At 46.0% G+C, this 26,346-nt stretch carries 17 protein-coding genes and 1 riboswitch; all 17 genes read left to right on the forward strand.

Annotated features, from left to right (window positions below):
- Positions 1-236, forward strand: a 236-nt coding sequence (locus C558_RS32185) for an IS3 family transposase (protein ID WP_018759841.1), incomplete at its 5' end; no start/stop codon positions are given.
- Between the two features lie 809 nt (positions 237-1,045).
- Complete coding sequence (gene ppc / locus C558_RS0129220; protein ID WP_018759842.1) at positions 1,046-3,838, forward strand: phosphoenolpyruvate carboxylase; 2,793 nt, start codon at positions 1,046-1,048, stop codon at positions 3,836-3,838.
- Between the two features lie 118 nt (positions 3,839-3,956).
- The gene (gene sigW, locus C558_RS0129225; RefSeq protein WP_018759843.1) at positions 3,957-4,550 is read left to right on the forward strand and encodes an RNA polymerase sigma factor SigW; all 594 of its coding nucleotides are present in this window, start codon (positions 3,957-3,959) and stop codon (positions 4,548-4,550) included.
- Between the two features lie 169 nt (positions 4,551-4,719).
- A complete protein-coding gene (locus C558_RS0129230) occupies positions 4,720-5,337 on the forward strand; it encodes a zf-HC2 domain-containing protein (protein WP_018759844.1) in 618 nt (205 codons plus the stop codon).
- 141 nt (positions 5,338-5,478) lie between these two features.
- The gene (gene cdaA, locus C558_RS0129235; protein WP_018759845.1) at positions 5,479-6,303 is read left to right on the forward strand and encodes a diadenylate cyclase CdaA; all 825 of its coding nucleotides are present in this window, start codon (positions 5,479-5,481) and stop codon (positions 6,301-6,303) included.
- Positions 6,296-7,663: a CdaR family protein gene (locus C558_RS0129240; RefSeq protein ID WP_018759846.1), complete on the forward strand. Its 1,368-nt coding sequence runs from the start codon at positions 6,296-6,298 to the stop codon at positions 7,661-7,663. The genes cdaA and C558_RS0129240 overlap by 8 nt, the downstream gene beginning before the upstream one ends.
- A gap of 49 nt (positions 7,664-7,712) precedes the next feature.
- Positions 7,713-9,053 carry a phosphoglucosamine mutase gene (glmM, locus tag C558_RS0129245; protein WP_018759847.1) on the forward strand — a complete coding sequence of 447 codons (1,341 nt, stop codon included), beginning with the start codon at positions 7,713-7,715 and terminating at the stop codon, positions 9,051-9,053.
- A gap of 589 nt (positions 9,054-9,642) precedes the next feature.
- Positions 9,643-11,472: a glutamine--fructose-6-phosphate transaminase (isomerizing) gene (glmS, locus tag C558_RS0129250; RefSeq protein WP_018759848.1), complete on the forward strand. Its 1,830-nt coding sequence runs from the start codon at positions 9,643-9,645 to the stop codon at positions 11,470-11,472.
- Positions 11,473-11,992: 520 nt separating this feature from the next.
- A complete protein-coding gene (locus C558_RS0129255; protein ID WP_018759849.1) occupies positions 11,993-13,345 on the forward strand; it encodes a glycoside-pentoside-hexuronide (GPH):cation symporter in 1,353 nt (450 codons plus the stop codon).
- A gap of 311 nt (positions 13,346-13,656) precedes the next feature.
- Positions 13,657-14,652 carry an alpha/beta fold hydrolase gene (locus C558_RS0129260; RefSeq protein WP_018759850.1) on the forward strand — a complete coding sequence of 332 codons (996 nt, stop codon included), beginning with the start codon at positions 13,657-13,659 and terminating at the stop codon, positions 14,650-14,652.
- Positions 14,649-15,320 (forward strand): response regulator transcription factor, encoded by a 672-nt coding sequence (locus tag C558_RS0129265; protein WP_026264196.1) that lies wholly within the window; start codon positions 14,649-14,651, stop codon positions 15,318-15,320. The genes C558_RS0129260 and C558_RS0129265 overlap by 4 nt, the downstream gene beginning before the upstream one ends.
- Complete coding sequence (locus tag C558_RS0129270) at positions 15,317-16,309, forward strand: sensor histidine kinase (RefSeq protein WP_018759852.1); 993 nt, start codon at positions 15,317-15,319, stop codon at positions 16,307-16,309. The genes C558_RS0129265 and C558_RS0129270 overlap by 4 nt, the downstream gene beginning before the upstream one ends.
- Positions 16,310-16,330: 21 nt before the next feature.
- Entirely contained in the window at positions 16,331-16,804 is a 474-nt protein-coding gene (locus C558_RS0129275) for a GNAT family N-acetyltransferase (protein ID WP_018759853.1), read from the forward strand.
- Between the two features lie 76 nt (positions 16,805-16,880).
- Entirely contained in the window at positions 16,881-17,162 is a 282-nt protein-coding gene (locus C558_RS32190; protein ID WP_211220816.1) for a hypothetical protein, read from the forward strand.
- 91 nt (positions 17,163-17,253) lie between these two features.
- A riboswitch (cyclic di-GMP riboswitch) is annotated at positions 17,254-17,346 on the forward strand.
- Between the two features lie 114 nt (positions 17,347-17,460).
- Complete coding sequence (locus C558_RS0129285) at positions 17,461-24,255, forward strand: non-ribosomal peptide synthetase (RefSeq protein WP_245583904.1); 6,795 nt, start codon at positions 17,461-17,463, stop codon at positions 24,253-24,255.
- A gap of 147 nt (positions 24,256-24,402) precedes the next feature.
- Positions 24,403-24,747 (forward strand): hypothetical protein, encoded by a 345-nt coding sequence (locus tag C558_RS0129290; RefSeq protein WP_018759856.1) that lies wholly within the window; start codon positions 24,403-24,405, stop codon positions 24,745-24,747.
- Positions 24,748-24,843: 96 nt separating this feature from the next.
- The gene (locus C558_RS0129295) at positions 24,844-26,118 is read left to right on the forward strand and encodes a methyl-accepting chemotaxis protein (RefSeq protein ID WP_083927312.1); all 1,275 of its coding nucleotides are present in this window, start codon (positions 24,844-24,846) and stop codon (positions 26,116-26,118) included.
- Positions 26,119-26,346: the final 228 nt, after the last annotated feature.

Here is a 26,346-nt window from a genome sequence, read left to right on the forward strand (position 1 = left end):
AGGAGTATGGGATGATAGCAAGCCATTCTAGACGTGGAAACTGTCATGATAACGCATGTATAGAGTCTTTCTTTTCACATCTGAAGACAGAAAAGATCTATCTTACTCGCCCCAAAACAGCTGACTCGCTTTACACAGCGATTGAAGAATACATAGAGTTTTACAACCACAACAGATTTCAGAAAAAACTAAATAACCGTCCCCCGGTTGAGTACCGGGAAACGGCCGTTGCATAATCTGACTTTTTTTCACTGTCTACTTGACGGGGGTAAGACCAATTAGGTGGCTTTTATTAGTTTTCCTACAGAACATCAATCATTTGCAGAAGATTGTTGCTGTTTTATCTCCGTGCGAGCTTTCAGCAGTGATAGGACAACCATAAAATCACCGAGACCGGTTATCCCTACGCCGTTCAGGGCTAGTCATCTGCAGAGATTTCTTCCTCATCGAGATTTTTAATTGCTATTGACGCCCTCCATCCATGTGCTGCATTTGTACTTTATATTAATGATGAACCGAGATAAGTGGTCCAATTTTTTTCCGAATATTAGCGGAGTATTTGAAATTTACTTGAAAATATTTGTAAGGAAATGATTTGAAATTCGGAATAATTGTGTATATATATTCCTTTTTGCGTATTTTATTTGTGCGTGGAGATCTGCCATATGACATCAAGATGAGTCTGAATAGTTATAGGTAAGTGCTCATTTTGTAAGAGTTTCAATCCTATATAATATTGCTGACGTACAAGCCACAAACGGATTTAGTGGATTCGGATCAGTTGTCCTCATTGGATTTTATGAAGAATAATAAATAGATATCGGTTTACAAGGATATCCATGTACATTTTATATCTGACATGAGGGCAACCTGTGCTGAGCAATCATTATGAAGTGTGATGAACCGAATTTATGGCTTGCATAAATACATGAATATTAATCCTGTATTTTATAATAAAAGTAAAGATTTTCGTGTCGATTTATAGTATTATGTTTAGAAAGCAATTTTTTTGTATGGGAATATAGAGATGGATAGGGGGATAACGATGACAGAGTCTACATTGATCGTGGGGAAAGCAAACTCAAATAACTTGCTTCGTCGTGATGTGCGTTTTCTTGGGAACATACTGGGTGAAGTGCTCGTCCACCAAGGTGGTAACGAACTTCTTGATATAGTAGAGAAAGTCCGGGAATTGAGCAAATCATTACGTGCGGGATTTATCCCAGAATTGTATGATGAATTCAAACGAGTCATTATGTCACTTGATCCGGAGATTCGGCATCAGGTCATTCGTGCGTTTGCGATTTATTTCCAGCTGGTGAACATTGCTGAACAGAATCATCGAATTCGCCGAAAACGTGATTACGAGCGTTCCGCCGGAGAAGCCATTCAACCAGGTTCTATTGAAAATGTAGTTCTTGCGCTGAAGGAAGATAAAATCTCCTATGAAGAGGTTCAAGATATTATTGCTGGGATTTCATTAGAGCTTGTCATGACGGCGCATCCAACGGAAGCGATGCGACGTGCGATCCTCGATATCCACAAACGGATCTCTGAAGATGTCATGGAGCTCGATAATCCGAATCTTACGTTCCGTGAGCGTGAGCAATTACGTGAGAAGCTTCTGAATGAAGTGCTGACGTTATGGCAGACGGATGAGCTACGTGACCGTAAACCAACCGTGCTCGATGAAGTTCGTAACGGTCTTTATTATTTCCACGAGACATTGTTCGATGTGTTGCCAGAAGTGTATCAAGAGCTGGAACGCTGCTTAACGAAATATTATCCTGCCCATCAGTGGCATGTACCGACATATTTGCGATTTGGCTCATGGATCGGCGGCGATCGTGACGGTAACCCTTCGGTTACTTCCGATGTCACGTGGGAGACACTGAAAATGCATCGCCAAATGGCATTATTTAAATATGAACAGGTTCTGAAGGAATTGCTCCGCACGATGTCATTTAGTGTGGGTGTGATCGAAGTGTCCGAAGAACTCAAAGCTTCCATTGAAGTAGATCGTGAGCTTATTGAAGTGAAACGTCTTGAGTTCTGGCATAACGAGAAAGAGCCTTACCGTGTGAAGATATCCTTCATGCTCGAGAAGCTATCGAATATTCTGGATGAAACGACGAAGGGAACACCGCTTCGTTACAATTCACCACAGGAGTTCATTCAAGAGCTGATGATTATTGACCGCAGTCTACGTTATCACTATGCGGATTTCGTAGCTGATACCCATATCCGTAAGTTAATACGTCAAATCGAGCTGTTCGGTTTCCATATGTCGACGCTTGATATTCGCCAACATAGCCAAGAGCATGAGAATGCGATGACCGAGATCCTATCTCATATGCAGATTGTGGAGGACTACAGCGCCTTAACAGAAGAAGAGAAGATTGATCTTCTAAACCGTGTATTGAATGATCCGCGTCCACTTACATCGATTCATATTAAGTACAGTGAATCTACAAACGAATGCCTCGATGTCTATCGTACGATTTACAGAGCACAGGACGAATTCGGTGTGAACTGTATTTCGAGTTATCTGATCAGTATGACGCAAGGTGCAAGTGATATGCTTGAAGTGATGGTATTCGCGAAGGAAGTAGGTTTGTTCAAGAAATTTAAGAACGGTGACCTGCGTTGTACGATTCAGGCGGTCCCATTGTTCGAGACGATCGAAGACTTGCATGCAGCACCAGATATTATGAAGACATTATTCAACTTGCCGATTTATCGTGAAGCGGTTAGATCGATGAATAACCAACACGAGATTATGCTCGGGTATTCGGATAGTAATAAAGACGGTGGCGTAGTCACAGCGAACTGGGAATTGCGCGTTGCACTGAATGAAATTACAGCAGCAGCGAGTGAATACGGCGTCAAGCTGAAGTTCTTTCATGGGCGCGGAGGATCGCTTGGCCGCGGAGGCATGCCGCTGAACCGCAGTATTATGGCACAACCGCCGCATACGATTGGGGCAGGGATTAAGATTACGGAGCAAGGTGAAGTGCTATCTTCCCGTTATTCTATGAAGGGAATCGCTTACCGCAGTCTAGAACAGGCGACTTCAGCACTCATCACAGCAGCGCTATGCGCTCGTCGCGAAGAGAAGAAAGAGCACGAGAGTGAGTGGGAAGACATTGTAAGGAATATGTCGGAACGATCGCTTACAAAATATCAGGATCTAATCTTCCGTGACGCAGACTTCTTAACGTTCTTCAAGGAATCAACGCCACTTCCAGAGGTTGGTGAGCTTAATATTGGTTCCCGTCCTTCCAAACGGAAGAACAGCGACCGGTTCGAAGATCTCCGTGCCATCCCTTGGGTATTCGCATGGACGCAGAGCCGATATTTGATGCCTGCATGGTATGCAGCAGGTACAGGTATACAGAGCTTCTATCAGGACAAGGAAGAGAACTTGGATACATTACGTCAAATGTATGAGCATTTCCCATTCTTCCGCTCCTTAATTGACGGGTTGCAGATGGCGTTAGCCAAAGCCGATTTAATTATTGCGAAAGAATACGCAGGCATGATTAATGATGACGTGATTCGGAATCGCATCTTCTCCTCTATTGAAGAAGAGTTCCATCTGACATCGTCGCTGATCTTGAAGATCACAGGACAGCAAGAGATTCTAGATAATTCTCGAGTTATTCAAGAGTCCATTCGCTTGCGTAACCCTTACGTCGATCCGCTCAGCTATTTACAGGTACAATTACTTACTGAGCTGCGTACGCTACGTGATCAAGGGGAAGATGATCCGGAGCTATTGCGTGAAGTGTTGTTGACGATCAACGGCATTGCAGCGGGCTTGCGGAACACAGGTTGATCCTCTTTCTTTATACAGCCGAGCGCCAACGACTACAGATGGCGCTCGGTTTTCATATGGAGAGAAGGTTAATGAATAACCTTGCAATTTCGATTGGTGTCGATTACCATTTATTATATTGCTTGGGTTAGTATGTGGAAGTGAGGGGTTTACTCTGGAAACAAGACTCGCTCTGCTGGCACGGAAAGGTGATCAGCGAGCATTTGCTGAAATCGTTGAACTCTATAAAGACAAAATATTTCACCTCGCTTATCGTATGCTGAGTAATCGACATGAAGCAGAAGATGTCGTGCAGGATACGTTCTTAAGGGTGTACAAAAATTTAGACCGTTACGATGAGAACCAGAAATTCTCAACATGGATCTACCGGATTGGTACGAATCTATGTATCGATCGGTTGCGCAAACGGAAACCAACCTATTCTCTGGATGCGGAGATGAATGATCAAGAAGGTGTGGATGGGTATTCTATTCTACCGAGTGATGATCGAACGCCGGAGAGTGAGCTGCTCTTATCGGAGACACAGCAGTTGATTCGTCAAGCGATTGAGAGTCTGCCTGCGAAATATAAGACAGTTATGGTGCTTCGATACCTGCAGGAATTATCGCTGCAGGAGATTAGTGATGTATTGGACATGCCCGTGACGACGATTAAGACACGTGTTCATCGTGGCCGGGAATATTTACGTAAGAAGTTAGAGCGGAAATTATAGTAATGTTATTGTTGAATACCATGGACATGGAAAACAGTTGAGGCGATAGGTGCATCGTTCACATAAATGGAAATATAAAACAGATTAAATTTTTGAAACATATTTAAAGCCAGTACGTATTTTACAGTATCGGTATACTGAGCATAATGATGTGAAAGGAATGGCTCCTATGGATTGCAAGCATGCCCTCTCTTTAATGCATGACTATTTGGATAATGAGCTGGCACCCGATCAAATACTGCTGTTAAAAGAGCACTTTGCGATATGCCCTGCGTGTATGGAGCATTATGATCAGTTAGAGCGTACAGAACTGATGCTGTTTGGCACCAAAACACAGCACTTTGAGCCGATATCGGGTTTTGTTACAGCAAATATCATGGCATCCCTGCCTAAGAAAGCAAAGCAACGTGTTTGGATGCAATGGATGAAGAATCACCCTGCGGTTACGGTGGCGGCGATGTTCTTTATGGTCATGTTCATTAGTGCGTTAAGTTTCTGGAATCAAGATCGTGACTTGATGGTGAAGGGACCAGATCTCGATAAGTTGATTATCGAAGGAGATAAGGTGATTGTGCCTAGAGGTCTTAGCGTAGCGGGAGATTTGACCGTACAGAATGGCCAGGCGGAAGTCTATGGCGAGGTGAACGGCAATCTTACCGTAATCGATGGATCGATGAATTTGGCTTCAACTGCCCATATTTCAGGTCAAGTAACGAAAATCGACGAGGCCATGAGTTGGTTGTGGTACAGGATTACCCATCTATTCTCGGAAGTTTCGTATAGGTAATTGCAGCCAACCTCTCTTTGTTCTGAAGAGAGGTTTTTTTTATTTTGACAAAGGATTGGAATGAATCAAACTTGCATCGACAAGGATATAGTTATAACCTATAGGTATAGGTACAGAACAGGTTATAGTCGGGGGTACATCATGGATTATTTTACGAGCCTTACGTGGAAAGATTCCATTAAAGATATTATCGATATACTTATCGTAAGTTATATTATCTACAAACTTATGCAATTGGTCCGTGGGACGCGGGCGGTGCAGCTGCTTAAAGGGATATTTGTTCTTGTTATTACATGGGGGCTTAGCACATGGTTCAATCTCTATACGCTCAAATGGTTAATGAATCAAATGTTCACATTCGGGGTTGTGTCAGTGCTGATCATTTTCCAACCGGAGCTTCGTCGTGCGCTCGAACAACTCGGGCGAGGTAAGCTGTTCCGAAGCTCGTCCTTTCAGGAGATGGATGTGAGCATATCCGTTAACGAAGTGATTAAGGCCGTGAACTATCTAGCTAAGCGGAAGATCGGTGCACTTATTGTCTTCGAACGTGATACGGGGTTGAATGAATATACGGAATCGGGGATCAAGATGGATTCGCGCATTAGCTCGGAGCTGCTCATAAATATATTCATCCCGAACACACCGCTGCACGATGGGGCAGTTATTCTGCAAGGAAGTCAGATTGCTGCGGCGGCATGTTATTTGCCATTGTCCGAGAACCCTTTTATCAGCAAGGAGCTCGGTACGCGTCATCGGGCGGCTATCGGCGTCAGTGAAGTTACAGATGCGATCTCTGTTGTTGTATCCGAGGAGACCGGACAGGTCTCACTGGCCATCAATGGGCTTGTCGTGCGCGATATTAAAGAGGAATCGCTGATCTCCAAACTCCATTCGGAGCTAACACCTAAGCAGAAGATTTCGGAGAAGACCCCTTTCTGGAAGCGGAAAGGAGGCACCAATGGATAAGTGGCTAAATAATGCGAATATCTCGAAAGTCATTGCGTTGTTTTTAGGGATTTTATTATGGGCGATTGTACATATGGATGATCGAACACCAAATCAGGTGTCTTCGCTTGTCGATGTCAAGGTGATTGATGACGTTCGAATTCAGACGGTTGGGCTGGATCAAAGCCGGTATATTCTGAAGCAAATGGTACCGGAGGTTGTACGCATACAGGTGCGTGGTCAGTCATCTGCGCTTACATCAGCGATGCCTGAGGATTACCGTGTAAGTCTGGATTTAACCGGTCTTGGCGAAGGGAAACATGATATCGATCTGACCTACGTGATGCCAAAAGGGATCCAGCTTGTCTCTATGGTGCCATCTCGGGTAACCGTGGAAATTGAGGAAATGCAGACGAAGGAAATGGATGTCAGCATTAAAACGACAGGCACGCCTGCGAGGGGATATACGGTAGGACAGCCGATTATCTCGCCATCGAATCGCGTTCACGTGACGCTTCCAGCAAGCCAAATGAAGGATATTCATTCGGTGTCAGCAACGCTGCCGATTGATGGGGAACAGAAGTCGGTGAAGCAGAAACGGGTGAAATTAACGGCCTATGACAAGACGGGCCATGAGATGAAGGATGCCATCATCACGCCGCCAGTTGTTGAAGTGGAATTGCCGATTACGAAGCCGTTCAAGCTGGTGCCATTGCAGATAAATTTTGTAGGTCAACTGCCGGATGGACTTGCTATCTCATCCTTCACACCAAGTACCAACCAGGTTGCCATTTACGGGCCGCAAGAGGTGCTCGACAGCATTGAATTTTATGATTCGATTCAAATTGACCTTAGCCAGATCAAAGAGTCTACAAAATTAACGATGCCTCTTCCAGTTCTTGGAAAGGTTGAAAAAATCGAACCAAACAGTGTAAACTTTGATATAACGATCGTGCCTACCGTTCAGCGTGTGCTGGATAAGCTGCCGATTACGTTAACAGGAGCGAACGACCAACTGAAAGCATCGATTGAGGAGCCAGCAAGCCGAACCATGTCGATTACCGTTGAGGGAGCTCCAGAGGTTGTGAATAGTCTTAAAGCGGGGGACGTGCAGCTTATAGCGAATCTGAGTGATCTACCACCAGGTACTCACCAGGTCGCGCTGCAAGTGAATTTACCAAATTTCATTCGTCGTGTTGATCAGGGGACGATCTACGTGAAGGTGCTTATCGAAGAGAAGAAGGCAAACCCGGCTACGAAGACAGAACCAGATATCAATAAAGATCAACCGGTGGATGGAAAACCAACCGATACGCCAGCAGAGGGAACGATTGAACCTGGAACACAAGAGACGCCAGGGGATGTGAGCGGAACCGAGTAGAGAGAATGAGCGTACAATGGGATAATAACGTTAGAGAGAGGTCGCAAGAATGGGGAAATATTTTGGTACAGATGGGGTTAGAGGCGTTGCAAATCAAGAGTTAACGGCTGAATTAGCTTATAAAATCGGTCGATGTGGCGGGTATGTCTTAACGCGTCAAGCTGAGAAGCCGACAGTAATTATCGGAATGGATACACGGATATCCGGGCAAATGCTCGAATCTGCGCTTGTTGCTGGATTGTTATCCATCGGTGCACATGTTGTACGTATTGGTGTCGTGTCGACGCCAGCTGTTGCGTATCTGACGCGTATTCTCGATGCAGATGCAGGGGTGATGATCTCCGCATCGCATAATCCGGTAGAAGATAACGGCATTAAATTCTTTGGCGGCGACGGGTACAAACTGTTCGATGAGACGGAACTCGAAATCGAGCGTCTGATGGATGCAGAAGTGGATGAATTGCCTCGTCCGGTAGGGAAGGATCTTGGATCCGTTCAAGTCGATGATGAAGCGAAATTCAAATATATTGCGTTCCTTGCTTCCACTGTGAAAACTTCGTTTAATGGGGTTAAAATCGTACTCGACTGCGCTCATGGTGCTGCGTATGAGCTTGCGCCAAAGCTGTTCCGTGAGTTGGGTGCAGAAGTGATTACGATCGGTGCAGAGCCGAATGGGCTTAATATTAACGATCACTGCGGTTCGACACATCCAGAGCAGTTGAAGGCTGAAGTGGTGAAACATGGTGCACATCTCGGGTTGGCTTTTGACGGTGATGCGGATCGATTGATTGCCATTGACGAGAAGGGTGAAGAAGTCGACGGCGACTACATTCTATGCATCTGCGGCGATCGTATGAATCGTGAGGGCAAGCTGAACGAAGGTACGGTCGTTACGACGGTCATGAGTAATATCGGATTCTTCAAAGCAACGGATAAACTCGGACTTAAGACAGCTCGTACAGCCGTAGGTGACCGTTATGTGATGGAAGAAATGCGTCGCGGCGGATTTAACCTTGGTGGAGAGCAATCTGGACATGTTATTTTCCTCGACTATAATACGACAGGTGATGGCATTCTTACTGGTGTGCAGCTGGTGGAGACATTGATCCAATCCGGTAAGTCGCTTAGTGAATTGAAGTCGATGATGCGCAAGTTTCCTCAGGTTCTCGTCAATGTTCGTGTCGCAGACAAGAGCAAGTACCCAGGGAACAAGGCGATTGAAGCGGCGATTGAAAAAGTGGAAAATGAGCTCGGCGACAACGGTCGTGTCTTGGTACGTCCATCCGGTACGGAATCTTTGATCCGTGTCATGGCTGAGGGCCCGGATAAGGACCAACTGGAGTTGTATGTCGCACATATAGCAGATACGGTGAGAGAAGCGCTCAGCTAATCTCTGAAGGACCCTTTTGGCATGCGGTAGGATGCTGGAAGGGTTCTTTTTGTAGCGTTATGTCGCTGACGAGTTGCTAAATGCTCTAGGGCTGTATATAATAGCAAGTATGATTTCAGAAGGAAAGGCAGGATAGAGGTTGTATGGTTACTTAAAGCGCCAGAGCTTAACCGCACAGATCGGAGAAAATATGTGCTAGGTGAGCTGACGAGGTGAAGGTGTTCGAAACATTCGGCGGGGACCTTCCGGTATCGCATCATACCGTAGAGTTGAAACGGAAAACGAGTTGGTAACGGCTCGGACAACGATTTCAGCAAGATGCTTCATAGCAATTGAACTTATCCTGATCCGCGTGGCGGTAGGGCTATTATATTTTGATTATTTATTTAAAATCATGGATGTGTATTGCACTTTGGGAAGTGCCGGTCGGATAGACCGCAGCTAACATTCATGTCACATGCGTCATGCAGGTGGAAGGCGGAAAGAGAATTATGGTTCTTTGGACAATTGAATAGGCTGCGGTTAGACGCGTTATAGGTAGCTTCCTAACGGATGTGATGCACGTCCCACTAAACGGAGGTTACGAATTATGTGTGGAATTGTTGGATATATTGGAAAGCGCGATGCGCAATCGATCTTGGTGGAAGGCCTCAAGAAGCTGGAGTACCGTGGATATGATTCGGCAGGGATTGCCATGTATACAGAAGCGGGTCTGCAAGTGAAGAAAGCCAAAGGTCGGTTAGCAGTGCTCGAATCACATCTGGACGGAGCGCCCTTGGTTGGAACGGTAGGAATCGGACATACGCGTTGGGCGACGCATGGTAAACCATCAGATGAGAACTCGCATCCACATACCGATATGACGATGAAATTCTCGGTCGTGCACAACGGCATTATCGAGAATTACACGGATTTAAAAGAAGAGCTGATCGCGAGCGGCGTGACATTCGTATCGGAGACGGATACCGAGGTGATATCTCATCTCGTAGCACGGGAGTATGACGGAGATATTGTTCGTGCAGTCCAGAAGGCGATAACGCATTTACGTGGTGCCTATGCACTAGGCGTATTGACGGAATTTGAACCCGATCGATTGGTTGCGGTTCGGAATGCAAGTCCGCTGATCATTGGGATCGGGGAAGGGGAGCATTTCATCGGATCAGATATTCCGGCGATTCTCGAGCATACGCGCAATGTGTTCATCTTGAACGACGGCGAAATGGCTGTGCTGACAAAAGACACTGTCGAATTGATGACAATCGAGGGGAACTTTATTTCTCGGGAAATGATCCATGTCGATTGGGACGCAGTGACAGCGGAAAAAGCCGGATTTGATCATTTCATGCTCAAAGAAATTTACGAGCAGCCGAAGGCTTACCGCGATACGATGCGTGGACGTGTCGATTCGGATCTAACGGTGTCATTGCCTGAACTTAAGCTGTCGCCTGCTGAGCTTGCAAACATTCGCAAGGTTCACATCGTGGCCTGCGGTACGGCTTATCATGCAGGTCTTGTCGGTAAGACGGTGATTGAGACGAGTGCGCGGATACCGGTCGAGGTTGAAGTGGCATCCGAATATCGCTATCGCTGCCCATTGATTACGCCAGAGACTTTGGTCATTGTCGTAAGTCAATCCGGTGAGACAGCAGATACACTTGCAGCCCTTCGTGAAGCTAAGGCGAATGGTGCGCATGTGCTGGCGATCACGAATGTTGTCGGCAGCTCTGTAGCGCGTGAAGCAGACAGCGTTATGCTGACGATGGCAGGACCTGAGATTGCGGTCGCATCGACGAAGGCGTATTCGTCGCAGTTGATTGCGTTCTTCTTGCTCGGCATGTACCTTGCTCAGACGCTCTCGACACAAGAGACGGCGTGGGTAAGAGGGATTGTTGCAGCGATGCTCGCCTTGCCAGAACAAGTGGAGCAGATACTAGACAATACGGATGCACTACGCGAGTATGCTGAGTCCATTGCGGTACATGAGCACCTGTTCTTCATTGGACGCGGTGTCGATTACGCGGTTGCACAAGAAGGCTCCTTGAAACTGAAGGAAATCTCGTACATTCATTCCGAAGCCTATGCGGCGGGTGAATTGAAGCATGGTACGCTGGCATTGATCGAGGACGGCATTCCGGTCATCGCGCTTGCGACGCAGAATGCGCTGCTCGAGAAGACGGTTAGCAACATTAAAGAAGTGAAAGCGCGCGGTGGTGTAATCTTCGGTATTTCCGATGTGAACGAAGCGACCGCGCTTGGTAAAGCGGTAGATGAAGTATATGCGATTCCTGCGACACATCCACTGCTTACACCGGCATTATCGGTTGTCCCGCTGCAAATGATCTCATACTACGCGTCATTGGCGCGTGGCAATGATGTCGATAAGCCGCGGAACTTGGCGAAGAGTGTTACGGTGGAGTAGGGGATTGTCATATATATGAGCGTCCAGTGATAAAAACTTGACTTGTGTAAGGCAAATAAAGCACAAGGAAGTTAAACTCGTATTTAGCAATTAAAAGTCATTTCAGAGTCGAGCGAATCCAGGATTATTTCCTGAAATTTGCTCGGCTTTTTTTTGCGTGAGAGGAAAGGAACTTAAGGTAGGAACTAGGAAAACAAAGGGTGTGTCTCGAAAAGACTGAAACAAAGCGGTGTTTTTTTATTTTGCAAGATGTCTATCTGATTGCTTGAAAAGCCTGTAGTTACATTGGTTTAAGCCGGCTTTGGCTCTGACGAAAGTTGAGTTTTTAATATTAAGTCATTTTTTATGATTTTATTGGAAGCGCTTAATTTGTTGATAATAAAAATCATGAAATTTGGTCTATTTTTGAATAAGAAACGGAAAGTTGAATGGACAAAAAGTTTCTATAATCATACATGTAAGGGGTTACATTACGGCTCGTCGAATCTTCCTTACTTTGACATTCACAGGGGGTATATGTATGAATAAACAAGTTTCCTGGAAAGAAAGAATTAGTTATGGTCTAGGAGATACAGCTTCAAATCTTATTTTCCAGACAGTTACCTTGTATTTAATGTTTTACTACACGGATGTATATGGACTGAATGTCGCAGCAGTAGGTACGTTATTCCTCCTAGCGAGAATTATTGATGCGTTCGACGGACCGATATTTGGAGTTTTGATTGACCGCACGACTTCGAAATATGGGAAATCCAGACCCTGGTTCCTCTGGTTATCGATTCCGTTCGCGGCAATTTCAATTCTTGCGTTCATGTCGCCAGATTTCGGGGATACAGGAAAATTGGTTTACGCGTATATTACCTATATTCTACTGAATATTTTATACGCAGGTATTAACTTGCCACTCACTTCGATTTTGCCAAGCTTGTCAAGTGATTCACAGGAAAGAACGATAGTGGCATCGGTTCGAATGATTCTGGCGCAAGTAGGTGCTATATTCGTTAGTATTGCGACACTACCTCTTGTTGATGCGTTAGGAAAAGGCGATCAAAAACAAGGTTTTATGTTAACGATGATGATCTATGCTGGTGTAGCGGTCGTATTTTTCCTGGTTACATTTAAAAATGTAAGAGAACGTGTTCAAGTTGACGGCAATCGCCCAGTTCCTTTTAAAGAAGGAATAAAGGCAATTAAAGGGAACACACCTTGGTGGATCCTTTTGGCTACTGGCCTGTTCGTATTTATCGGAGTTACGGCAAAGGGTCCTGCTACTGTTTATTATTTTAAATATAACCTGGGTAGAGAAGACTTAATTCCGCTTGTTAATGGCCTTAATATCCTAATGTTGCTTGCGATTATACTAGTTCCTTTTGTAAGTGAAAAATTAGGTAAACGCAATGCGGTCTTTACGGGGATGGCCATTGGTATTGTGGGGCAAGGTATTATCTATCTAGGTGCACAGATGATGTCTGTTCCTGTTGCATTAACGGGTATCATAATCAGTAATTTTGGTGGGGGCTTTGCATTTGGTCTTCTGTTCGCGATGATTGCTGACACAATTGATTATGGAGAATGGAAATCAGGAGTGAGGGCACCAGGCTTACTATCTGCAGCAAGTAGTTTTGGTGCTAAGTTCGGAATGGGGCTCGGGGGAGCGATTGCAGCTTGGGTTCTAGCGTTAGGGAAATATGTACCGAATCAAGCGCAAGCGCCATCTGCTTTGCTAGCAATTGAATTCAATTTTGTATGGTTACCATTAATTGCAAATGCCGTTGTTATTCTATTATTCATGTTCTATAAGCTAGATAAAGATGAGCCCCAAATGATTAGTGACTTGAAAACTCGTAGAGAAATATCTGGGTTTGAAGCCTAAATAAGCAGTCCGTAGCGCTCATCGGCGCATTCGCCAAGAGCCCCCGCTACCAAGGGGTTGGCATCTCCCATATCATGCCAACCCGTATGGATACGGCAGGATCGAATGAACCACTTAGTCGGATATTGCGGCTGAGTGGTTTTTTTAATGGAGTTTTGTTCGTAACGATAGGATGGAGGTGAAAACGTTGAAAATGATATTGGGGGAATTGAAGGAGCGTCGGTTTGTTCAGAATCTCGTAATCGAGATTCACTAGAAATTTATTATTCTAATTTATCCTTTCAATAAGAAGTTGAAGGGAGAAGATATCTATGCGGAAAATAGTAAATGTCTTAAAGAAAATTGGAATTGCAGTGGTAGTCATTGTGCTATTGGCAGCACTCGCAGTATTCATCAATCACAAGGTCCAACTCAGCAAGGAATCGGCGCTTCTTAAGGGGGAGGGCGTGCTGGCTCATTTTAACAACAAGAAAATAAATGTGTACAATGAAGGGAGCGGCGAGGACACGTATGTCTTTATGGCTGGCTCGGGGATCGTTGCTCCAGTGTATGAATTGAAGGGAATGTATCGCAAGTTTTCACTGGAGGACAAGATTGCTGTCGTCGAACGAGCAGGGTATGGGTATAGCGATGTTTTTGGCGATGATCGAGATGTGGATACGATCTTGGAACAGACAAGAGAAGCACTCGTTCAGAGCGGAAATAAGCCGCCGTATATTCTCGTCCCGCATTCGATATCTGGGATAGAAGCGATTTACTGGGCGCAGAAGTATCCAAGTGAAATAAAGGCGATCATTGCGCTGGATATTGGATTACCTCAGCAGTATGTCGCCCATCCGATGGGGTTCATGGATTCAATCATGGTTAGAGGAACGAGTCTATTAACGACGTTAGGGTTCCATCGCCTTGCGCCTTCGTCGGTGTATAATCCTGAGGTGATTCGGCAATCTTTTCTGACGGAGCCTGAGAAAGATGTGTATAAGGCGCTGTCCTACAAACAATTTTTCAATCGAGATATGGAGCGGGAGCTTCTGCAGAGCTACAATAATAGTGTGAAGTCCGTTAACTTGCCGTATCCCCAAGATACGCCGATATTATTCTTGGATGCGATTGCGGATCAATACAAAGATTCGATCTACACGGTTCAAAAAAACAAAGACTATAAGTCGTTCGCAGCACAACTACGCTTATCCGACGTGATTACACTACGGGGAACGCACAGCATTTACCTCTATGTCCCGGATGAGATCTACAAGCTAGCGACGGCATTTATCGAGAAAGTGAATTTGGAAAGGCTGAAGGAATGAGAGGATATAACATTTTAATGGTTGAAGATGATGTGGTCATTGGCGATGTCATGCAGAAAATTTTGCAGCGGGAAGGGTACAACGTATGCTGGAAGACGGATGGAAGTGACGTGCTTCATGTCATCCGCGAGATGGATATGGTCATTATGGATGTGATGCTGCCGGGTGAAGATGGGTATCAACTCTCGAAGAAAATCAAACATCTCGGATTAAATATCCCGATTATTTTTCTATCTGCCAGAAGTGATATGGATAGCAAGCTTCAAGGTCTAACCATTGGAGAGGATTACATGGTGAAGCCCTTTGATCCGCGGGAGCTGCTGCTGCGCATGAAGAAGATGCTGGAGAAACACTATGGCATGTTTACCCAAATCCAGCACGTTTATATTGACGCAGAGCGTCGCAGAGTTTTCCTGATGAGTATGCAGCATGAAGTTGATTTGACAGCCATTGAGAGGAAAATATTTTTCTATCTTTATGAGAATCGGGATCGGATATTAACGAAAGAGCATTTCATGGCATATCTGTGGCAGCTGGAAGATAGAAACCCGAACATCGTCAATGTGCATATCAAAAAAATAAGAGCCAAGATCAATGATCACGCGGGTGAAATCATTCAAAATATATACGGGGAAGGGTATCGGCTCAATACCTACAGAAAGCCATGAAATTAAAGAAGAAATACCAGCTGCTATTATTGTCCGCCATTGTTAGCGTGCCTTTGCTGTTGTTATCGATTGGTGTTTTGATGAGCGTTATTTATAATTCCGTTTTTAAAACGAAAAATGAGCATATTCCTTTTCATGCTTCTTTTGCCTATCCTGTTATGTTGGCTGTCTTTGTTGTATCGCTGGTGGTGTTAGCCGTTCTATTCTCGAAATCGATTAGTTCGTTGCTGAGCAAAATAAATATATTGAACCGAACCATCCGGAATTTGGCTAGCAATAACAAGATTCCGAACAAAATAGAGGTTCATAGCGATGATGAGGTGGGTGAGCTCATTCGATCGGTCAATTTATTAATTGAGCGAACCACCTATCGTGAATTAGAACTGAAACAGCAAGAGGCAATGAAGAAGGAGCTGCTCAATAAATTAAGGCATGATATTAATACGCCATTAACGGCAGTGCGCTTGCAGCTATTTTATCTGGAAGGCCAATTGCAAGAACAAGCACCGATCCTTGAGTCGATATATCAACAAATCCAATATATATCGGAATTGACCCATGAAATTCATTTGCAGTCTACGGATACGTTAGAGAGTTCCTATATTTTACAAGAAGAAGTAAATATACATGATGTACTGGAGACAATGGTTCAGAAGTGGGGCTATCTATATAGCATGCATGAGATCGAGCTTCTCTTTCATCCGGTAGATCAAGATTTGATATGGAACTGTAATGCTTTATGGGTTCAAAGGTTGTTTGATAACATTTTGCAGAACGCGCTAAAACATTCAAAAGCGACGAAACTCGAGGTGAGCATCGAGAATGACGTCGTTACGATCCGAGACAATGGGATTGGTTTTGATAGAAATCGCAGCCGAGAGGGGCTGGGGTTAAAAATCATCGAAGATATCGCTCGCATGCTCCAGATCCAATATACACTGCAATCGAGTGATGGCGGGACGTTATTTAGTGCACATCAGATTAAATGAAGATAAAGAGGGATGGATAGGATGATCGCACTTAGAAAATATGAGGATTCGGACATCGAGGAGATCGTCACCCTCTTCTATGAAACGGTGCATACGATCAATGCGCGCGATTATTCGCCCGAACAACTTGATGTATGGGCATCACGCGATGATCAAGAGACGAGGATTGCGGCTTGGAGAAGCTCACTTCGTCGCCATATGACATACGTTGCTGTCATGGGTGATAGCATCGTTGGGTTTGCAGATTTGACGCTGGAAGGGTACCTCGATCGACTTTATGTTCATAAGGATGCGCAAGGGCAGGGCGTTGCGACAGCTTTGGTGAACACGTTAGAGTCGGAGGCTGCAAGATTGCGGATCAGGGGAATAAACACGGATGCGAGTGTTACAGCAAAGTCCTTTTTCGAGCGTAGAGGATATGTAGTCATTGCATCGCAGATTGTGGAGCGGAAGGGCGTACAGCTCGTCAATTTCAAGATGCACAAAAGCCTCTGATCTTCTCGTATTGGTCGAGCCTCTTTCGGGCCTTGATGTGGAATCGATGGACCATTTGATGTCTGCACTGAAGCATTTGATAGATCAAGGAAAAGCGATCGTCACTGCGGTACATGAACCTCATCTGGGTAGACAGTTAGAGGGACATACCTACTGGATCCGTCAAGGACGGCTTGTACAGGAGGAAGGGGAAGAACCGCTGGCTCGAGAAACGTATTATGAGTTGGATTGCGAGCTTTATGTTTCGACGCATCAAGCCTTAATCACTCGCTTCTCAAGTGTGGATTGGAAGGGGCAAGATGGGTGCTCAATGAGAAGGGCCAGATTGAGCGATGAAATTAATAATTCTTGTAAATGAAATGTAAAGAAATGAAACATGTTGAAAAATGAAAATATCATAGTACAATAGAATAGGTAAAATGTACTAAACTCAAACCTCTTGAACACAAATGAATAACGGGCAAATCCGTCGAAAGTCGGAGACGCAAAGCTATAGGGGCTTACATGAACGGTTATCGTTGATCAGCCAGCCAGTTGCCGAAAGTGTACTTGTTATTTCATCAAACAACTCACCTTATTTCGGTAGAGTTGTTTTTTTGTGCTCAAATAGGGTTCAACGCCGAAGGAGTGAAATGATGTCTTTGATTCTAGCCAATATGGACACCGTAAAGGAACATTGGCATAACAAATGGAAAGGTGTGGATAATAAAACATTTCTTGTCCCGGACTCAAAATCGATAGACCGCGTGAAAGTGTCTACCATCAGACGCTCATTCCGGAAACAGTCATTGCGCTCCATTCATCAAGCTTGTGATTTGGCGGGCGTAGATTTATCCACTGTACTGTACACGTCATGGTCTATACTCCTTCATCGCTATATGCGTACCGAAGAGATCACATACGCTGCATTTTTGCCTGATGAGGATAAGCTTATTGTAGTTCATATGAATATGGCTTCCTCGCATTTATTGGATGCGCTGGTTAAGCAAACCCAGGCCGTCATGAATCAAGAACGGCCGTTTTCAATGTCGCTTGGACAGCTGCAGGAGATGCAAGAGGAGACGGGATATGTACTGCCTTCTAACTCGGTAGTATGCATAGGGAAGTCGATCGAACTCTCGCGTAATTCTTTGTTGCAAGAAAGTGACCTGCTCCTTCGCTTTACCATCGCAGCCGAATCGATTGAAGCGGAGGCGCTCTATCGGGAATGCGCATTTGGCTCAGCGACGGTCGAGCGTTTACTCAGCCATTTGGAGAATATTTTGTTATCGTGGTGTAATGAGCCTCAAGTTGCGGTTGAATCCATTGATTTGATGGACGCCGACGAAATAGAACATATGTTGAAGGCGTCTAACCGTACAGGACATGATTTTCCGAAAGACACCACGATTCATCGATTATTTGAAGCACAGGTGAATCGAACGCCTGAACATGCGGCTGTGGTATGCGGTGAAGAGACGCTTACTTATAGGGAACTTGACGAACAATCCAACCGATTAGCTCGGATTCTCATGGGAAAAGGGATCAAGAGGGGGGACATCATTGGGATCATGTCCGGCGCCTCCAAGCAGATGATCGTCTCGATCCTCGGCATTCTGAAGGCAGGGGCGGCCTATCTGCCAATCGACCCGAATTACCCTACGGAGCGCACGAGATTTATGCTGGAAGACAGCGGGACACAGTTGCTCTTAACGACACCCGGCGTTGGATCGGAAATGACTTTTCATGGCGAAGTGCTCGAAGTCAGTGACGAACTGCTCTCGCGTGGAGAGGTTGCGCCTGTCCAAGTGTTGTCTGATCCGAAGGACCTGGCATATATCATTTATACGTCCGGGTCAACCGGAACGCCGAAGGGCGTCATGATTGAGCACCGTTCTCTCATCAATTTGACGTATTGGCACCAGAAGCATTTCCGTGTTACGGAACATGACCGCGCGACTAAATATGCAGGTTTTGGTTTTGATGCTTCTGTGTGGGAAATATTCCCTTATATTCTATCCGGAGCGTCGCTTCACATCGTTCCTGAAGAGATTCGGCTAGATGCCGAGGAACTGAATGCCTATTTCCATCAACAGGGTATCACGATTGGATTCCTGCCGACTCAGTTATGCGAGCAGTTCATGGAGCTTGAGAACACGTCCCTGCGCGTGCTTGTAACGGGCGGCGATAAGTTAAAGACATACCGCCCAATGGGCTATGAACTTCACAATTGCTATGGTCCAACAGAAAATGCTGTCGTCACAACTTCGCACAAGGTGACGGAATGGACGGATAACATCTCAATTGGCAAGCCGATCTATAACACCGAAGTCCTCATTATCGATGAGGCAGGCAAGCTTCAGCCGATCGGTATAGCAGGTGAGCTATGCATTAGCGGCGCAGGGCTCGCTCGGGGCTACTTGAACCGGCCGGAGTTGACTGCAGAGAAGTTCGTCCCACATCCATTCCATGCTGGAGAACGTATGTACCGGACCGGGGATTTGGCCAGATGGCTATCCGACGGAACCATTGAGTTTCTGGGTCGCATCGATCATCAAGTCAAAATTCGCGGTTTTCGAATCGAAGTCGGAGAAATCGAGCAGCAGCTTCTGCAGCATAATTCTGTTAAAGATTGTATTGTCATCGCGCGTGAGGATCAGAACGGAGCCAGCTATCTATGTGCGTATGTTGTTGCATTGGCAGCATGCACACCCCGGGAGTTAACGGACTTCCTGTCTGTAAGGCTGCCGGAATACATGATTCCACCGCGGTTTGTGACCCTTCCTAGCCTTCCGGTCAATGCCAATGGCAAAGTAGATCGGCGTGCGCTTCCAGAGCCGGAGCGTGAGAGCGTACGCGCTGAGCAGGCGGTGATGGAGAACGAAACGGAAAGACAGCTTGCAGAGATATGGAATGAGGTTTTAGGTATTGCAAATATTGGCCCAGAAGAACGATTCTTTGAAATCGGCGGCCATTCGCTACAAGCGGCTTCGCTTCGCGGACAGATCGAGCGACGGTTCGGTGTGCGTCTGCTCATGACTGATTTATTCCAATATACGACGATCCGCGAGCAGGCGCTAAGAATAGGGGAACAAACCGGTGGCAATGCGACTCGTTCCGCTATCGGGCCGGCGCCTGTATCTTCCCATTACACTGTTTACCCGGCGCAAAGACGAATGTACTTGATCGAACAACTGGAAAGGGTCGGGACAGCGTATAATACGCCAATGCTGCTCCGTATTGAAGGAAAGGTTGATGTAGAAAGGCTTGAGCAAACGTTCCAAAAGCTGATTCATCGCCATGAAATGCTGCGGACTTCTTTTGAGTGGGCAGGCGAAGAGATTGTGCAGACCATTCGGGAGCATGTTCCATTCCGATTGTCGATGTTGACCGCCGATGAGAAGGAAGTCACGGGAATGATGCGCGCGTTCGTGAAGCCGTTCAAGCTGGGCGAGGCCCCGTTGATGCGTGCGGCGTTCGTCGCCTGTGCAGACGATTTGCACTATGTGATGCTCGATTTCCATCATATTGCTGTTGATGGCGTGTCGCTGCACGTGTTCTTCGAAGATTGGAGCAAGCTGTACAGCGGGGAAGAACTGCCTACGCAAGCCGTTCAATTTAAAGATTTCGCGGTGTGGTACGGACAGCAGGACAAAACCCCGTTGCGTCATACGTTGAGGGATTATTGGAGCTCTGCATTGGCGGGCGAAATTCCGATTCTACAGCTGCCCACCGATATGAAGCGGCCGGACATTCAGAGCTTCAAAGGAAACACGCTTTCGGTACAATTGGATGCATCAATGACGGAGAAATTAAAAAAATTAGCTGCGGACTCCGATACAACATTGTATATGATATTGCTTGCTGCCTATCATGTATTGCTCTTCCGCTACAGCGGTCAAGAGGACATTGTTGTGGGCGCGCCGTTCGCCTGCCGGACCGAGAGTGAAATGCAGACAATGATGGGTATGTTCGTTAATACGCTGCCACTCCGGTGTTACCCGGACAAGCAGAAGTCTTTTGTGGCATTTTTACAGGAAGTGAAGGCATGCGTGATCGGCGCCATCGAGCATCAGGAGTATGAGCTGGAACTGATGCTTCGCGACTTGAACAATCCTCGTGTTCCAGGCCGGAATCCGCTGTTCGATACCTTATTCGTCATGCAGAATACGGGCCGTACCATCCCTTCGATGGTGGGGGCGGAAGTGACGGCTGCGCCATACGTGGATCCGATTGCCAAATACGATTTGATGGTGGATGTGACGGAATTGGACACGACGGTCCATATCGATTTCCAGTATCGTACGGATCTGTTCAAGCAGGAGACCATGGAACGCTGGAGCAGACATTTCGCGCGCATTCTGGAAGCGGCTGTTGTGTCAGGTGACATCAAGCTGTCAGAAATAGCATTGATGGATGAGAAGGAAATTCATGAACAGATTGATGGCCGGAACAATACGGCGGCTCCATATCACAAGGAAGCAACGATTCAGCAATTGTTCGAGCAGCAGGCGCTGCGGACCCCGGATCATACAGCATTGGTATTCGGAAATGAGCATCTCACCTATGCAGAGCTGAACGAGAAGGCGAATCGTCTGGCCGGTACATTGATGGCAAGAGGCGTTCAAGCCGATGAAGTCATAGGATTGATGGCTGATAGATCGCTAGAGATGATTATCGGACTCCTCGGCATTCTAAAAGCTGGGGGAGCTTACGTACCGATCGATCCCGAGTATCCGCAAGATCGCGTGAATTATATGTTAGCCAGCAGCGGAGCGAAGCTTCTGCTGACACAAACGCATTTAGCTGGAAAAACGACCTTTGAAGGCGAAGAGCTGTACCTGAATCAAGAAACCGCATATAGCGAGCTGACGGATAATCCGCTGACACGAAGCGGGGCCGAAAATCTGTTATATGTTATTTATACATCCGGAACGACGGGTAAGCCCAAAGGTGTCATGATTGAGCACCGTAATATGGTAAACCTGATTCATTATGAATACACACAGACCGATGTCGATTACAGCGGGAAAGTGCTGCAATTTACAACGCTAAGCTTCGATGTATGCTCGCAAGAGATTTGGACAACCTTGCTTGCCGGAGGCACGTTATGTCTTGTCACGAATGATACGCGCCGCGACGTAGGCAGATTGCTTCAAGTGATTGAAGAGGAAGGCATTAATATTCTGTTCATGCCTGTATCGTTCTTGAAATTCATATTGAACGAGAAGGAATACGCGGATCGTTTCCCTACATCAGTTCGCCATATTATTACGGCCGGTGAGCAGCTGATCGTACCGGAGAAATTCAGGGAGCATTTGCGGCATTATCAAGTGCACCTGCATAACCACTACGGACCTTCCGAAACGCATGTGGCTACGGCCCATACGATCGATCCGAACGGGGCGATACCCGAACTGCCGCCGATTGGTAGGCCGATTACCAATACGCGGATTTATCTATTAAATGATCATCTGCACGTTCAGCCGCCGGGCGTACCGGGGGAGCTCTACATTGCGGGTGATTGCGTCGGAAGAGGTTATTATGGTCAGGATCAATTGACAGCAGAACGATACTTGCCAGACCCGTACGCAGCCGAAGGACGAATGTACAAAACCGGAGATCTAGCCCGTTGGAATGAAGACGGTACATTGGAGTTTCTAGGTAGGTTGGACCATCAGGTGAAAATTCGGGGCTTCCGAATCGAGCTTGGGGAAATCGAGAACACGCTGCTTAATCATGCTGCTGTGAAAGAGACGATTGTCCTTGCCAAAGAAGATGGCAGCGGAGGCCGATACTTATGCGCCTATATCGCCGTGGAAGAAGAGCAGACGGTCACGGAGCTGCGGAGCCATCTTGCGAAGAGTTTGCCGGATTATATGATTCCTTCTTACTTCGTACAGCTTCCGGCCTTGCCGATCACGCCGAACGGCAAAATAGACCGAAGGGCCCTTCCTGACCATGAGATCGGGAACATACCGGTTGGAGGTCATGAATACGTGGCGCCTCGTACAGATGCGGAACGCCGGATCGCCGAGGTATGGCAGGATCTTCTGGGCTTAACGAACATCGGGATTCATGACAATTTCTTCGAGCTGGGCGGACATTCGCTAAAAGCGGCCGTTATGGTAGCAAGGCTGCAGCAGCAGTTCGAAATCGGCATCAATGACGTGTTCGAGCATCAGACGATTGCGGAGCTATCCACGAAAGTGAGAGAGACTTCATCGAATCACTTGATGGAGAAGCTCGCAGAATTGAAGAAAGAGCATATCGCCCCTTCATCTGTTCGTTTTGATGATCGCGAAGAGCAATACCGCTTAAAGAACGAACGATATGGTCAATTGGATATGGCAAAGAAGGTACCGTACAGCCATGTGATGCTGACGGGGGCAACCGGATACTTAGGCATTCATCTACTGCGCGATATGTTGTCCCATACGACTTGGACGGTCCATGTGATCATCCGCGGGGATACCGATGAGCAGGCAATCGGACGTTTACACAGCAAATTAGCGTTCTATTTCGGTGACCAAATAGATGAGATGATGAGGGCTAGAATTCGCGTGTATAAGGGAGATCTGACCCAAGAGCGGCTTGGCTTATCGGAAGAGAACTATATGGAGTTATCCCGGATTGTAGATGGAATCGTGCATTCGGCGGCAACCGTCAAGCATTACGGCAATTATCATGATTTTGAACAGCAGAATGTGATTGCGACGGAGCGGGTACTTGCATTTGCGAAGCTGAACCGAATCAAATCCATGCATCATATTTCGACATTAGGCGTCGCATCAGGGATTATACCTGACCAATCCGCCGCTTATTTCACCGAATACGATCTGGATCTGGGGCAGCAGTACGAGAATTATTATGCCAAAACGAAATATGAAGCGGAACAGAAGGTTGTCGCGGCCAGGGAGACAGGTATTCAATCGAGTATTTACAGAGTGGGTAACATCGTTTTCCAATCCGACACGGGAAAATTCCAAGAAAATATCGAGGAAAATGCGTTCTACACCATGATGCGTTCATTTATTCGTCTCGGCATGGTGCCCGAAATGGAACCGGACACGGATTTCTCTTATGTCGATGCGGTCAGCCGGGCTGTTGTCCTGCTTATGCAACCAGAGGCCATTCAGAATGAAATCTTCCATTTGTTCAATCCGCATCGCGAGAGCATGGGCCATCTGCTGGCGGACGGTCGGTTAGAGTGGGAAGTCCAGTCAGGTTCGTTCGAGCAATTTATCGATTATATGATCGCGAAATATGAGGCGAATGACTGCAGAGAAGAGATTGAGAAAATCATATTGCATTTCGGATGGCTGGAACAACACCATGACGCGACGATGTATGAGATTGCTGTCATGAAGACTGTAACGGTATTGGATATGCTAGGCTTTGAGTGGAAACCGGTGGATGCCAATCAGATCCAAGCGATGATTGAATACTGCAAAGAAGTAAACTTCTTGTGAACGAAATTGGGTAGATAAATTCTATAATTCGACTTATTTTGTCACGGAAATACAAAATTCGACAAATATTTCTTTACTTCATTGTTTATTTTGATAGAATCAATATATTGATATATCTTAGATTAACCATTTTAGGAGGAATTAACCATGTTTCAAATGTCTTACGACGAATCAAAAAACCGTATTACGGTCAAAGTACAAAGCATCTCCATGGAGGAAGTAGAGGCATACATACAGGAATACACTAAAGTGCTTAATCAGGTAAAGCCTGGCTATACAGGATTAACGGACTTGAGCGAAGGCAAATTGTTTACCCAGGATGTAGCAACGGCATTGGCGCCGCTTGGAGAACTTTCCGTTCAAAAGGGCTTAACCAAATGGGCCTATTACACAGGTTCTGCTGTATCGAAAATGCAAATGAAACGCATGTTTGGAGATATTGTCGTATCATTTGAAAAACTAGATGAAGCGGAAGCATTCTTGAACAGCTAAATAGCAGTATTTGAAAAGCCTGGTTTCCAGGCTTTTTTTGAAGTTTTTGCAGATTGCTAGAAAGTTCGATTTGAAAAAAAGATAATTAGGTGGTATATGATGTTAAATTTTAATAAAGACAATCGGCTTATGATCTCGGCATTGCCGATACCGTTGCTGACTGTTATTCTGCTATTCCTATTTTTCATTCCGGGACGGGGATGGACATCGTTCATAATCGGTTCTGTTGTTATAGCCATTGTAAGCTTTGGTGCGGCTATTTTTGTCATAAATCGTCTCAAGAGCAGTGCGGAAAGTGATCTGATTCTACTCAGCGAGGAAATCAAGCGCGTAGCGAACGGCGATTTGTCGCAGAACACGTTGAACCTAAGCAGACCGGAGGTACAGGAGGCTGTACGCGATTTCCATCGGATTGCTGAATCGCTCCAAGACGTAGCGGGAAGAACGGAGCATTTCGTGAAGGATGTCAACGTTGCCGTAGACATGGTAAAATCGACTTCCGAAGTAGGGCACTTTGTTGCCGATCTCATCAGTGAGTCTACTCGTAATGTGAGCGAAGAATCGAGTATGCAAATGGAAGTTCTACAGACCACCGTAAGGACGATGTCGGAGATTTCTTCCGCGATCCAGCAAATTGCGAGCAGTTCCGATGAAGTTGCGACCACCTCGGGTGAAACTTCAATGAAGGCAGCAATGGGAGGCGAATCGATCCAAGAAGCGATGGAACAAATGAGCAAGACCGACGAAGCGCTTGAGAGTTTGCTTGAGCAAGTGAATCGTCTAGGCGTTCGTTCCAAGGAAGTTGAGACATTCGTTTCGGTGATTACGGAATTGTCCAACCAGACGCATCTGCTTGCATTAAATGCTGCGATCGAGGCGGCAAGAGCCGGCGAATACGGCAGCGGCTTCTCCGTCATTGCCACCGAGGTCCGCAAGCTTGCTGAACAGTCAGCGGAATCAGCTAAGCAGGTAAGCCGGCTTAACGGCATGATTCAACAGGAAGCTGGTGATGCCGTTACTTCCTCCATCCATGTGGCAGAGGATATGAAGAAAGGGATCGATTCATTGAATCAAGCCGGTACGACATTTGTTCACATCCAATCTTCGATTGAAGAGGTTAGTACGCAAATTCAAGAAGTATCTGCGGCAGTGGAGGAAATTTCGGCACATACGGATGAAGTGTCAGGATCGCTAAGTCAGACGGAGCAAATTTTCGAGAAAGCCAGATCGGAAATGGACAATATTCGTATGGCTTCGGAGGAACATTTCGAATCCATGGGTCAGACATTGGAAGCAGCGAATACGTTGTCTTCCCTGACTGATGCGCTGAAGCAAAGAATCAGCGATACCCGCTCTAACGTGCAATCTTAAATCCTAATAGTGCGTGTTCAAAAAGTCGGCATTTCAGCACCGAGAAGGTTGCGAGAACCTGAAGAAGGAGGAACGTAGTTTAGGCGAAACCTAAATGAGTACCGGACTTCGAAGGTGAACGCAAGATTCGATGTCGATATGCTTCTTGAATGACTTCGTGATCAAATGATGACTTTTTGAATAACCTCTAATAGCAATTAAAAGGCATAGCTGAATCAACGTTATCGT

The sequence above is a fragment of the Paenibacillus terrigena DSM 21567 genome (assembly GCF_000374845.1).
Taxonomy (GTDB): Bacteria; Bacillota; Bacilli; order Paenibacillales; family Paenibacillaceae; genus Paenibacillus_K; species Paenibacillus_K terrigena.